The following is a 10913-nucleotide window of genomic DNA, read 5'->3' as shown; positions in this document are numbered from 1 at the left end:
TGACGAACGAAACCCGGCCACCGCGCCGGGTTTTTTATTGCCTCGAATTCAACCTTCTGGAGCTGCGCATGAAGCTGAAAGCCAAAAGCAATCTGCTGGAGCGCGCCAGAAAGGCTTGGGAAGCGGTCGCACGCCAAGTTGGCGAGACCGACTTCTCGCGCAACCCGCGCACCGGCGAGTATCTGCACCCCGGTGTCGCCATGGGTTGGCGCATCCACAAAAAGAATCTGTAGTTACACCTGTAGCCAGGACAGCCTTCGGGAAGGCCTGGACGTCGATAGCCGGATAGTGCGACGTACGGAATCAACACCGGCAGCCCCGCACTCTGCCTTACATGCTTGCAGAGTGGTGCGAGACTGGATCAGCGAGATCGATGCAAAGGGGCGTCGACGTTGAGAAAGCCTTTGGCCGACAGCTAGGAAAGACGAGCGCACCTATTCAGGGCCTCTGCATTTGCAGGGGCTTTTTCGTTTGAGGAGCAGGAAAATGTCCGAGGCAGAGAAGCAGGCGGTTCAGTGTGTAGTTGATGCAGTGGTCGGTGGCGATCTCGGTCGACTGAAATCGGGTCTGGCTCGGCTTTCGGAGTTACCAGGCTACGAGTTCTCCACGGTTACTGGGCAGCTGATGAACACCGACCAGCGTGAAGAGTTTTCGCTGTTCGTGATCGGCTACGAAAGTCCGTTCTACTACCGTGACGGCCATGTGTTCGGAGCTGTGTACACGCCATCCGATTTCATGTGCAAAAAAGCCAATCCATCTGGCGAAGGCCTGCCGTTCGAACAGGTTCGCGACGCAGTCCTGAAGGCTCGCGGCGAACACGACGAGAAGGTGCTCAAGAAGGCGCTAGGCCTGAAGGCTGCTCTCGAAGAAATGGAAGACTTGCTTAAGCGGCACTCGTTCGCGGATTCAAAGCTGACCAGCCTCGCGCATGTTGAATTGCACAAAGGGCAGGCGCTGCTCTTGGCTGCGCTCAACCCAGTAAACGCTCACTAATTTCGGCCCCAAGATCGGGGCCTTTCGTTTTCGGCTCCCCACACCCATAGCTCCGAGCTGGGAGTGCAGCGGACGCCGGATTTATCAATCTCCCCATGGGGGAGGCAACCCGGATGCCTACCATGCCTGATAAGCCAGACACCTGGGCCAAGATCTGGCTGGCGTTGAGCAATCCGCTCTGGCAGGGCGCAATCATGGCCATCACCGTATCGTTGCTTCGCGTGATGTACGACGCGAAGGAAACCAGTAAGCGTCGGATCCTTTTCGAATCGCTGATCTGTGGATCGCTGAGCCTTGTTGCGTCCAGCGTGATCGAGTGGATGACCTGGCCGCCCAGTCTGTCGGTTGCTGCTGGAGGGACTATTGGGTTCCTCGGCGTGACAGCCATTCGCGAGCTGGTGACCCGCTTCCTCGGTCGCAAGGCGGATGCCGCATGAAGGCCTTCGCTGCTGCAATCATCATTGCTTTGGTCGGCCTGCTCCTCATTGGGATTCAGCAGTCGCGCGTCATCGCCCTTCGCGGGGAGGTGGCATTCGAAGCCAGCGAGAAGAAGAAAGCGGTCGACGCCAACCTCGAAAGCCAGGCCACGATCACCACGCTTCGCGCCGAGGTCCAGCGCAACGCCGACTACCAGAAAGACCTGAACAAGCGCTTACAGGCCAGTCAGGCCAAAGCCAGAAAGGCGGAGAAGAACTTTGAAGAACTCAAGCGCAACAGCAAGCCTGTTCGTGATTGGGCTGCTCAGCCTCTGCCTGACGGCCTGCGCAGTAAAGCCGCCAGTGGTAACAAAGACAGCGGCAGTAAGAGTCGAGCCCCCTGAGCTGGTGCCTTGTGAGCGGGTTGCTGATGAAGACCTCGCCGACAACGGCCAGCTGTGGGAACTGAAGAACCAAGCCATCAACCTGCTCGACACCTGTGCAGACCAGGTGGACGCGCAGATCAAGCGCAGTCAGAGCAAGTAGGAGAATTTATGGCAGAGCACCAGACCGCGGTTGAGTGGTTCCGCGTCGACTACGTTTGCGATTCGTGTGGGGAAGGGTTCATGCGTCCGACTGGCGATGTGCTGTTGTCCAGCCCGCCCCAGTACCCGCATCGCTGCAACAAGTGCGATTGCGTAAAGACCTTCCGAGTGCAATACCCGCACGTCGAGCATCGCCCAATTGCGGCTGCCGGCTGAATGTCGCGACACGTTTCGAGAGAGTGCAAATTGTGTCGCGACACTGGAGAGAGAATGACCACCATTGCCTACAAAGACGGCGTTATTGCCTATGACTCGCGGCAGACCAGGTCAGGCGCGATCGTCTCAGATGATTGCTTGAAGTGCGCGACCGTGGATGGCGTAAGTTTCTTCCTGGCTGGAGCGGTATGCGACGAGATGGCTTTGATTGCCGCCTACTTCGGAACCCCCTCACGTGTACCTGTGGAGTGCTCGGGCTATGTAGTCGACGGCGGCAAGCTGATGATGGTCGGCCACGACGATAAGACAGGCGTTTGGAAGCAGGATCTCGACCCGTCCAACCCTGACGCCATTGGCAGTGGCTCCGCCTATGCCTTAGCAGCGATGGACATGGGTGCAAGCGCAGTGGATGCGGTTCGTGCTGCCATGAAGCGAGACATCTACACCGGCGGCACCATCCGCACGATGACCATCAAGCAAAAATAAGGATCCCCATGACAACCAAGCAACCCGACTGGGAGGCGATCGAACGAGCCTACCGGGCTGGATTGCTTTCCATCCGCGAGATCGCATCAACCCAAGGCATTACCCACGGCGCCATCAACAAGCGCGCCAAGCGTGATGGATGGGAGCGAAACCTCAAGGCAAAGATCCAAGCCAAGGCTGATGCGCTGGTATCCAAACGCACGGTATCCACTGAGGTATCCAGCAAACAGGCGGATACCGAAAGGGAGATCATCGAGGTCAACGCTGAGGTCATTGCGAACATCCGCATGGCTCATCGTGGCGACATCTCGCGGGGCCGGCGACTGACCAACAAGCTGCTGGACGAACTGGAAGGCTTAACCGACAACCGACACCTGTTCGAAGAGCTGGGAGAGCTGATGCGCTCCGAAGACGACAACGGACAGGACAAGCGGAACGATCTGTATCAGAAGATCATCGATCTGCCCGGTCGCTCCAAGACGATGAAGGAAATGGCTGAGACGCTGAAGACCTTGATCTCGCTTGAGCGCCAAGCCTACGACCTCGACACAAAATCTGGCGGCAAAGACGCCGACGAGCTATCCAAGCTGATGGACGATCTATCGAAGGACGCCTGACATGAAGCCCGAGCACATGAAGCTGCTCCGGGACAAGCGTTGGAGGCTCAACAATCTCTACTTCATCACCGACAAGCAGGGGAAGAAAACCCGCTTCCGGATGACGGACGAGCAGATTGAATACTTCGATGGGATGCACACCCGCAACATCATCCTGAAGGCTCGGCAGCTCGGCTTCACTACTGAGTGCTGCATCATCCAGCTCGACGCTGCTCTGTTCGAGTCGGCGAAGTGCGCGTTGATCGCCCATACCCTGAACGACGCTAAGCGCCTGTTCCGGGAGAAGGTGAAGTACGCCTACGACAACCTGCCGAAAGAGATTCGCGCCGCGAACCCTGCGAGCAACGATGCTGCCGGTGAGCTGGTATTCAGCAAGGGCGGTTCGCTCTATGTCAGCACCTCGTTCCGAGGCGGCACGCTGCGTTACCTGCACGTATCCGAGTTCGGGAAGATCTGCGCCAAGTTTCCGCACAAGGCGCGCGAGATCGTCACCGGCGCGTTTGAGGCCGTGGCCACCGATTGCTTCGTCACGATTGAATCGACGGCGGAGGGGCGGGCGGGCTACTTCTTCGAGTACTCGCAGAGCGCGGAGAAGCAACTTCTGTCAGGCGCGCCGCTCGGCAAGCTGGATTGGAAGTTCTTCTTCTTCAGCTGGTGGAAGAACAAGGCCTACTGGCTCGACCCGGCCGAAGCGATCATCCCGCAGCGGCTGACCGACTACTTCAACGAACTGTTCGCCAAGCACGGCATTGACACCAACCCCGGCCAGCGCTCCTGGTACGCCGCCAAGGAGAAGACCCTCGGCGACGACATGAAGCGGGAATACCCGTCGATCCCGGCCGAAGCCTTCCAGCAGTCGATCGAGGGCGCTTACTACGCCCAGCAGTTCACCAAGCTGTATGCCGCTCAGCGCATCGGCACGCTGCCAGACAACAGCCACCTGCCAGTGATGACCTTCTGGGACATCGGCGTCGGCGACTCCACGGCCATCTGGTTCGTGCGTCAGGTCGGCACCGAGTATCACGTCATCGATTACTACGAGAATTCCGGCGAAGGCCTGAGGCATTACATGAAGGTGCTTAAGGATAAGGGTTACACCTATTCCGAGCACTGGGGGCCGCATGACATCGAAAACCGTGAGTTCGGCAGTGATGCCAAGAGTCGCAAGGACATCGCCAAAGAGGGCTACGAGATCGACGGCGTGAAATACACCCTGAAGTTTCAGGTTGTCCCGAAGACTGGCGTAGATACTGGTATTGAAGCGGCTCGGGAGATCCTGCCGCGCTGCGTTTTCGATGAATCCAAATGCAGCGAAGGCATCACCCATCTTGAGGCATACCGCAAGGAGTGGGACGACAAGCATGGCTGCTGGAAAGACAAACCGCTGCACGACAGCACGTCGCACGGTGCTGATGCTTGGCGCTACTTCGCTGTCGCCATGACCAAGCGCAAGCCGACACCAACCACCACCACATCCCTGAGAATCTAGCCCATGAGTAATGACCCAAGCATCGCCTTGCCGGCGGTTGAGCGCATGCGCGAGCACTGGGCCATTGTTGATCCGCTGATGGGCGGAACTCAGGCTATGCGCAAGGCCGGCAACAAGCTCCTGCCGCAATACCCGGCTGAGGCTGATGACACTTACAAGGAGCGCCTGGCCCTGTCCACGCTTCTCCCCGCGTATGCCGAGACGGTAAGCAGCAGCACTTCACGGGTGTTCGCTGAGCCTCTTCAGTTGGGTGAGGACGTTCCTGAGCCGATCAAGCTGCTTTCCGCCGACATCGACCTTGGCGGCAATGACCTCAATTCGTGGTCGGTCGAGTGGTTCCGCGAGGCGCTGGCCAAAGGCTTGTGTCACGCGATGATTGAGCATCAGCCAACCCGAGACGCTGAAGGCAACAAGCTGTACAAGACCGTAGCCGAGGAACAAGCGGCTGGGGTTCGCCCTTACGCTGTCATCATCAAGCCTGGGCAGGTCCTCGGCTGGCGTCTCGATGGCGGCAGACTGGCGCAGGTTCGCTACATGGAGTCGGTTGAGGTCGCTGACGGTGACTTCGGCGTCAAGTGCGTGGATCAAGTCCGCGTGCTGGAGCCTGGAGTCTGGAAGACTTACCGCAAGCCTGATGGTGGTGGCGCATGGGAGTTGTTCGATCAAGGCTCAACCAGCCTCAAATACATCCCTTGGGTGACGTTCTATACGGGCCGCACCGGGCCGATGACGGCTAAGCCGCCACTGCTTGAGCTGGCTCACCTGAACGTCAAGCACTGGCAGTCACAGAGTGATCAGGACAACTTGCTGCACGTTGCCCGCGTCCCGCTGCTTTTCGTGTTCACCGACAACGAAGAATTCCAGCTGACCATCAGTTCGGCCAGTGCAACCCGCATGCCGAAGGACGGCAACGCCAAGTACGTCGAGCATACCGGTGCCGCGATCACTGCCGGGCGAGACTCGCTGAACGATCTGGTCGATGACATGCGTATGGCTGGTGCCAAGCTGCTCCAGAAGGATAAGCAGGCTGTGAAGACGGCGGCTCAGGCCAACGAGGAAGCGGCGCAGGAATTGTCCCCGTTAGCTCGCTTGGCCGGTCAGTTCGCTGACTGCATCGCTCAGTTGCTCCAGATCCTGGCCGATTACGGCGAACTGGGCGACGGTGGCCACGTCGAGATGCGCGGCAACTTCGACAGCGACTTCGCTCCTGAAGTCTCTCTGCCAAACCTGATCAGCATGGCCAACTCCGGCAAGCTCAGCGACGAAACGCTCTACTCCGAGATGCAGCGTCGAGGCGTAATCAGTGACGAGCTCGACTGGTCGAAGGAGTTTGCCCGCATACAAACTCAACCCAGCAAAGGCGTGAGCCTGGACGATTAACCCATGGGCATCGATCAGATCAGCGAAACGATCCGCAACGCGGTGCTGCTGGAAAGTCTCAAGTCCAGCGAGGTCGAGAAGTTCGCGCCGTTCCTGCGGCAGATCGACCGGTCGTTGCGCGAGCAGCTGGGAAAGTCGGAGCTGACTGAGTTCAAGCGCGCTCGACTCGATGCCATGCTCAAGCAGGTGGATGGAGCGCTGGCCGGCATCCTCACTCAATACACCGATCAGATGCAGCTGGATTTGATGGATATTGCAGTCTGGCAAGCAACTGCCGAGGCGGTCTTGATCGGCGCTGCGGTGCCGAGCTATACCGCGACCATCCCTGCGCTCGCAACGCTCAAGACAGCAGCCTTCAGGTCGCCCCTCGGCATCAAGGGCGCTGATGGCGGGAAGCTGCTGACACCTTTCATCGAGGACTGGAGCAAAGCCGAGCGATCTAGGGTAACCGGTGCGATACGGCAAGGGTGGTTCGAGGGCAAGACCAGCTCCGAGATCATCCGCACCCTGCGCGGCACCAAGGACATGAAGTACGCGGACGGCATGCTCGCTATCACAAGCCGCAACGCCGATGCAGTCACTCGCACGGCTGTGCAGCACGTTGCCAGCCAAGCGCGCAATCAGTTCGCAAAGCAGAACAGCGACATCCTGCAGGGCGTGAAGATCATCGCCACGCTGGACGGCCGAACGACTGCTTACTGTCGAGCCGCAGACGGAAGCGAGTACGCGATTGATGAGGGGCCTCGGCCACCTTTTCACATCCGCTGCCGGACCGGCTTCATTCTGATCCTCAAGGATGCGCCGTCAATGGGTGCGCTGGCTGACCGATCGAGCATGAACGGCCAGGTCCAGGCGGATACCAGCTACTACGAGTGGATCAAGACGCAGCCAGCAGCCTTTCAGGACACGGTCATCGGCAAGGCCCGGGCGAAGCTGTTCCGCGATGGCGGGATGACGCCTGAGCAGTTCTCTGACCTGCAGATCGGCAATAACTTCAAGCCGCGCACGCTGGATCAGCTTCGGAAGATGGTGCCTGAGGCCTTTGATCGCGCCGGCCTGTAACCACAAACAAAATCATTCAGCCCTGGCAAACGCCGGGGTTTTTTATTGCCTGTCTGTTCGGATGAGCGGGGCGCACTGGGCCGGATGGCCCGACAACTGGCCGGATGGCCTAGAGAGACGAAATGAAGCTGAAAACAGTTGAAGTGAATGGCAAGCAATACGCTGAAATCCAGGACGACAAGCCGGTTTATGTCGAAGACGACGGTAAGGAGGTGGCGTTTGATGCCCCTGGCACTCGAAGCACCATCACTCGCCTGAACGCTGAAGCCAAGGACAATCGCCAGCGGGCCGAGACTGCCGAGAAGACCGTGAAGGCCTTCGAAGGCATCGACGACCCAGCAGCGGCCAAAAAAGCTCTGGCTACAGTGGCAAATCTCGACGCTAAAACTCTGGTGGATGCCGGAGAGATCGAGAAGGTGAAGGGCGAGATCAGCAAGGCTTATCAGCTACAACTGGACGAACTGACGGCCAAGGCAAGCGGCTTCGAGCAGCAACTGTACGCCGAGAAAATCGGTGGCAGCTTCGCCCGCTCGCAGTTCATCGCCGAGAAGATGGCAGTTCCGGCTGACATGGTTCAGGCCACTTTCGGCAGCAATTTCAAAATCGAAGAAGGCAAGGTCGTCGCCTATGACGCTCAAGGCCAGAAGATTTTCAGTCGCTCCCGCCCGGGAGAGCTGGCCGACTTCAACGAGTCGCTTGAAACCCTCGTCTCGCAGTACCCGCACCGCGACCACATCCTGAAGAGTTCCGATGCCAATGGCGGCGGCGCTCAGGGCGGTGGCGGCGGTAATCCCGGCGCCAAGGGCAACTTTGGCGGCAGCAAAGCAGATCGCGTAGCAGCCATTAAGGCCATGACCGCAACAAGTTAAGGAGCAACTATGTCCCTGTCGAACATGAAGGTATTCAATGAGTACCTCAAGAAAACCACCATCGAAACCCTGGCTCAGGACGTTGAGAAGTTCAACGCCGCTTCTGCCGGTTCCATCCGACTGACCACTCAAGGCATCGACGGCGACTTCCTGCAAGAGTCGTTCTGGGCTGGCCTGCACAGCGCCCAGCGTCGTGTTGACCGTTACGCAGCCAACGGCACTCAAGCGGCAACCCCGCTGACCCAGAAGCAGTACGACTCGGTGAAGATCGCAGGCGGCTTCGGCCCAATCCTGTGGGAGCCTTCGCAGCTGTCGTGGGTTCAGAAGAACCCCGAAGAAGCCCTAGAAGTGATCAGCCGCAACCTGTCCGAAGCCATCATGTCGGACCAGCTGAACACCGCCATCGCTGCCCTGGTCGCAGCCATCGGCAACCAGCCATCCGCCACCAATGACGTGTCGGCCACTGCCGGCGTGGACTACATCGCCATCAACAACGCCCATGCGCTGTTCGGTGATGCTTCGCAGCGTCTCATTGCCCAGGTAATGACCGGCGCCATGTACCACAAGCTGATCGGAAAGAACCTGGTTAACGCCGAGAAGCTGTTCACCTTCAGCGGCGTGCAGGTGGTCGACATCCTGGGTAAGGCGGTGATCATTACCGACGCCGCAGCTCTGTACGAGGCGGGCACCCCGAACAAGCAAAAGGTGCTGAGCCTGGCTGATGGCGCTGCGATGGTGATGGATGGCTCTGACCTGATCACCAACATCGAGACCTCCAACGGCAAGGAGCGCATCGAGACCACCATGCAGGCGGATTACACCTTCGGCATGGGCCTCAAGGGCTACACCTGGGACACAGCCAATGGCGGCAAGTCGCCAACCAGCGCCGAACTGGCCACTGGCACCAACTGGGATCTGGTTGCGAACAGCATCAAGGCCTCGGCTGGAGTTATCACCATCGGCGATGCCGCTCAGTAATCGAGACGGCGGCCTTCGGGTCGCCTGATCCATCAGTCAGGAGTCCACCATGGACGAGAAAGTCATTTACGAGAAACACCCGGTCACCGCTGAGCGCAAGGCTGAGCTGCGCCAGAAGGGCTACAAGATCATCGACGCCAAGTTCGCACCGGATGAGTACGAACATCCCGAGCCGATCAAAAAGGTCGACCGCCCTTCAAAAGGCTTGAACGTCGACCAGATCAAAGCTGCGCTGACCGAAAATGGCATTGAGTTCGAAGCCACGGCCAACAAGCAGTCTCTTGCTGGACTGCTCGACAAGGCCGTCCAGGAATAACCCATGACCGACTTCATCACTGTTGCAGACGTTGACACATTGCTGGGGTCGGGCTGGGCGGGTGCCGGTGATCCGGTTCTGTCTGTGATGCAGGCCAATGCCTGGCTGACCAGCAAGATTAAGCGTCATGTTCCCGCCGAAGTACCGGCCCAGATCAAGCAGGCCGGCGCCCAAGTTGCAAAGGTCGCTTCTACGGGCGGTCTGTACAGGGCCGTCGAGCGCGAGACTATCAGCGAGACGGTGTCAGCCACCTCTGGCACGTCAGTCAGTGAAACCTACGTTCAGGGCTCTGTGGCGCTGTCCTCTGGGGAGAGCTTCGCCTTAGCGCTGATCTATCCCTGGGTCACTGGCACGAATTCCATCCCGATGGTGAGGGGCTGAGCATGGGCCTACAGGACAAGCTTCAGACCAAGCTGGCTAAGGCATTCGACGGGAAGCTGGCCGATGCTGTGTCGGCTTTCATCGGCTCGTATCAGGGCCTGGGTGTCTATGACCCGGTCACCGAAGAGACAACGGCGGTTCCCGTGATCTACACCGGGCGCGGCGTGCTGGCCAGGTACGAAACCAGGCGCATCGACAATATCAACATCCTGTCTGGCGACCTGCAGCTGATCGCGCTGACCAACGAAGTGACCGACCGGCCAGCCGAGGGTCACACGATCGCGGCGCCTGACTTGGCCGACCGAACCAAGAGCGTCAGCTACCTAGTAAAGGGCGTACAGGTTGATCCTGCGTCAGCCAGCTACCAGATACAGCTGAGGAAGTGACCCATGGCCCGAGGATGGAGAGTGCCGCCGAGCCTGTTTATAGGGGTTGTCGAGCAAGACCTTTCGAAGAAGATCAGGACGATTGCTATCCAGCTGCTCAACGAGATAACCATGCGAATGCCGGTTGATACCGGGCGCGCACGGGCAAACACCATCGTGAGTATCGGGGCTCCGGTCTACCAGGTGCTGGAAAGCTACGACAAGTCGGGCGGCAACACGATCATGAATGGTGCCTCACGGCTGAGCGGCCTGGAGCCGTACACGGTCGTTTACCTGCAGAACAACCTGCCCTACATCGAGAGGCTGGAAGACGGCCACTCGAAACAGGCGCCAGTCGGCATGTTCGGCGCGGCATTCAACAGCGTGGCGAGGGCCAACCAATGACCTTCGAGCAGATCCGAAACATCGTCACCACGCGCATGACGCAATGGACCGGTATCCCGGCGGCGAGTGTCGACTTCCCGAACAACGCGATATTCGACCCGTCCGGGAAGCCGATTTGGGCAAGGCTGGCCGACGTTCCTGGCCTGTCCTCTACGCCAGAAGTCGGCCTGTCGCCATGCGTGCAGCGAACCGGGATCATCATCATTCAACTGTTTGTACCCAGCTACAAGGGTACGCTCGCCATCACTCGGGCTGCCGATACGCTGGTGCAGCACTTCGAATTCTTCAGCGAGAGCGGTTTCGACTGTTTCGCTGCCTCGGCCGCAACCCTTGGCGATGACGGCAACGGTTGGTATCAGGTCAACGTGCAAATTCCCTACAGGGCCTACTGAGGC

Annotated in this window: 17 protein-coding genes; all 17 read left to right on the top strand. The window is 59.0% G+C overall.

From position 1 onward, the window contains the following. The first annotated feature begins 68 nt into the window (after positions 1-68). The 17 genes from FEE99_RS22430 to FEE99_RS22350 all read left to right on the top strand — a co-directional run bounded on the left by FEE99_RS22430 (position 69) and on the right by FEE99_RS22350 (position 10910). Entirely contained in the window at positions 69-233 is a 165-nt protein-coding gene (locus FEE99_RS22430; protein ID WP_178089428.1) for a hypothetical protein, read from the top strand. Between the two features lie 253 nt (positions 234-486). Then, complete coding sequence (locus FEE99_RS22425; RefSeq protein WP_143978967.1) at positions 487-993, top strand: hypothetical protein; 507 nt, start codon at positions 487-489, stop codon at positions 991-993. A gap of 113 nt (positions 994-1106) precedes the next feature. Next, positions 1107-1430: a phage holin, lambda family gene (locus FEE99_RS22420; RefSeq protein ID WP_122597479.1), complete on the top strand. Its 324-nt coding sequence runs from the start codon at positions 1107-1109 to the stop codon at positions 1428-1430. Next, positions 1427-1813, top strand: coding sequence for a hypothetical protein (locus FEE99_RS22415; protein WP_143978966.1), 387 nt, complete (start codon positions 1427-1429; stop codon positions 1811-1813). The genes FEE99_RS22420 and FEE99_RS22415 overlap by 4 nt, the downstream gene beginning before the upstream one ends. Beyond that, a complete protein-coding gene (locus FEE99_RS22410) occupies positions 1773-1955 on the top strand; it encodes a hypothetical protein (RefSeq protein ID WP_047297581.1) in 183 nt (60 codons plus the stop codon). Before FEE99_RS22415 ends, FEE99_RS22410 begins: the two co-directional genes overlap by 41 nt. Positions 1956-2224: 269 nt before the next feature. Continuing rightward, positions 2225-2656, top strand: a complete 432-nt coding sequence (locus FEE99_RS22405) for a proteasome subunit beta (protein WP_143978965.1) — start codon at positions 2225-2227, stop codon at positions 2654-2656. A gap of 8 nt (positions 2657-2664) precedes the next feature. Further along, positions 2665-3273, top strand: coding sequence for a hypothetical protein (locus FEE99_RS22400; RefSeq protein WP_143978964.1), 609 nt, complete (start codon positions 2665-2667; stop codon positions 3271-3273). A 1-nt stretch (position 3274) separates the two neighbouring features. After that, positions 3275-4762 carry a terminase gene (locus tag FEE99_RS22395; RefSeq protein WP_143978963.1) on the top strand — a complete coding sequence of 496 codons (1488 nt, stop codon included), beginning with the start codon at positions 3275-3277 and terminating at the stop codon, positions 4760-4762. A 3-nt stretch (positions 4763-4765) separates the two neighbouring features. Further along, positions 4766-6142 carry a DUF4055 domain-containing protein gene (locus FEE99_RS22390; RefSeq protein WP_042559977.1) on the top strand — a complete coding sequence of 459 codons (1377 nt, stop codon included), beginning with the start codon at positions 4766-4768 and terminating at the stop codon, positions 6140-6142. A gap of 3 nt (positions 6143-6145) precedes the next feature. Then, a complete protein-coding gene (locus FEE99_RS22385; RefSeq protein ID WP_143978962.1) occupies positions 6146-7204 on the top strand; it encodes a phage minor head protein in 1059 nt (352 codons plus the stop codon). Positions 7205-7326: 122 nt separating this feature from the next. Further along, positions 7327-8073 carry a DUF6651 domain-containing protein gene (locus tag FEE99_RS22380; protein ID WP_042559975.1) on the top strand — a complete coding sequence of 249 codons (747 nt, stop codon included), beginning with the start codon at positions 7327-7329 and terminating at the stop codon, positions 8071-8073. A gap of 9 nt (positions 8074-8082) precedes the next feature. Further along, complete coding sequence (locus FEE99_RS22375; RefSeq protein ID WP_143978961.1) at positions 8083-9051, top strand: major capsid protein; 969 nt, start codon at positions 8083-8085, stop codon at positions 9049-9051. Between the two features lie 49 nt (positions 9052-9100). Next, complete coding sequence (locus FEE99_RS22370; protein ID WP_143978960.1) at positions 9101-9367, top strand: hypothetical protein; 267 nt, start codon at positions 9101-9103, stop codon at positions 9365-9367. 3 nt (positions 9368-9370) lie between these two features. Then, entirely contained in the window at positions 9371-9748 is a 378-nt protein-coding gene (locus FEE99_RS22365) for a hypothetical protein (RefSeq protein WP_042559973.1), read from the top strand. A gap of 2 nt (positions 9749-9750) precedes the next feature. Next, positions 9751-10134, top strand: a complete 384-nt coding sequence (locus FEE99_RS22360) for a hypothetical protein (protein WP_042559972.1) — start codon at positions 9751-9753, stop codon at positions 10132-10134. Between the two features lie 111 nt (positions 10135-10245). Beyond that, on the top strand, positions 10246-10518 hold the full coding sequence (locus tag FEE99_RS22355) for a hypothetical protein (protein WP_305965243.1): 273 nt from the start codon (positions 10246-10248) through the stop codon (positions 10516-10518). Then, positions 10515-10910, top strand: coding sequence for a phage tail terminator-like protein (locus FEE99_RS22350; RefSeq protein WP_143978959.1), 396 nt, complete (start codon positions 10515-10517; stop codon positions 10908-10910). Before FEE99_RS22355 ends, FEE99_RS22350 begins: the two co-directional genes overlap by 4 nt. Positions 10911-10913 lie beyond the last annotated feature (3 nt).

The sequence above is a fragment of the Pseudomonas sp. ef1 genome (assembly GCF_007293365.2).
Lineage (GTDB): Bacteria > Pseudomonadota > Gammaproteobacteria > Pseudomonadales > Pseudomonadaceae > Aquipseudomonas > Aquipseudomonas siliginis.
This window is presented reverse-complemented; position numbering and strand designations above follow the sequence as displayed.

Coding starts and splice junctions, on each gene's coding strand:
- FEE99_RS22385 (WP_143978962.1), top strand. CDS start 6,146: ATGGGCATCGATCAGATCAGCGAAACGATCCGCAACGCGGTGCTGCTG.
- FEE99_RS22360 (WP_042559972.1), top strand. CDS start 9,751: ATGGGCCTACAGGACAAGCTTCAGACCAAGCTGGCTAAGGCATTCGAC.
- FEE99_RS22415 (WP_143978966.1), top strand. CDS start 1,427: ATGAAGGCCTTCGCTGCTGCAATCATCATTGCTTTGGTCGGCCTGCTC.
- FEE99_RS22380 (WP_042559975.1), top strand. CDS start 7,327: ATGAAGCTGAAAACAGTTGAAGTGAATGGCAAGCAATACGCTGAAATC.
- FEE99_RS22375 (WP_143978961.1), top strand. CDS start 8,083: ATGTCCCTGTCGAACATGAAGGTATTCAATGAGTACCTCAAGAAAACC.
- FEE99_RS22350 (WP_143978959.1), top strand. CDS start 10,515: ATGACCTTCGAGCAGATCCGAAACATCGTCACCACGCGCATGACGCAA.
- FEE99_RS22395 (WP_143978963.1), top strand. CDS start 3,275: ATGAAGCCCGAGCACATGAAGCTGCTCCGGGACAAGCGTTGGAGGCTC.
- FEE99_RS22355 (WP_305965243.1), top strand. CDS start 10,246: ATGCGAATGCCGGTTGATACCGGGCGCGCACGGGCAAACACCATCGTG.
- FEE99_RS22430 (WP_178089428.1), top strand. CDS start 69: ATGAAGCTGAAAGCCAAAAGCAATCTGCTGGAGCGCGCCAGAAAGGCT.
- FEE99_RS22400 (WP_143978964.1), top strand. CDS start 2,665: ATGACAACCAAGCAACCCGACTGGGAGGCGATCGAACGAGCCTACCGG.
- FEE99_RS22365 (WP_042559973.1), top strand. CDS start 9,371: ATGACCGACTTCATCACTGTTGCAGACGTTGACACATTGCTGGGGTCG.
- FEE99_RS22405 (WP_143978965.1), top strand. CDS start 2,225: ATGACCACCATTGCCTACAAAGACGGCGTTATTGCCTATGACTCGCGG.
- FEE99_RS22425 (WP_143978967.1), top strand. CDS start 487: ATGTCCGAGGCAGAGAAGCAGGCGGTTCAGTGTGTAGTTGATGCAGTG.
- FEE99_RS22390 (WP_042559977.1), top strand. CDS start 4,766: ATGAGTAATGACCCAAGCATCGCCTTGCCGGCGGTTGAGCGCATGCGC.
- FEE99_RS22420 (WP_122597479.1), top strand. CDS start 1,107: ATGCCTACCATGCCTGATAAGCCAGACACCTGGGCCAAGATCTGGCTG.
- FEE99_RS22370 (WP_143978960.1), top strand. CDS start 9,101: ATGGACGAGAAAGTCATTTACGAGAAACACCCGGTCACCGCTGAGCGC.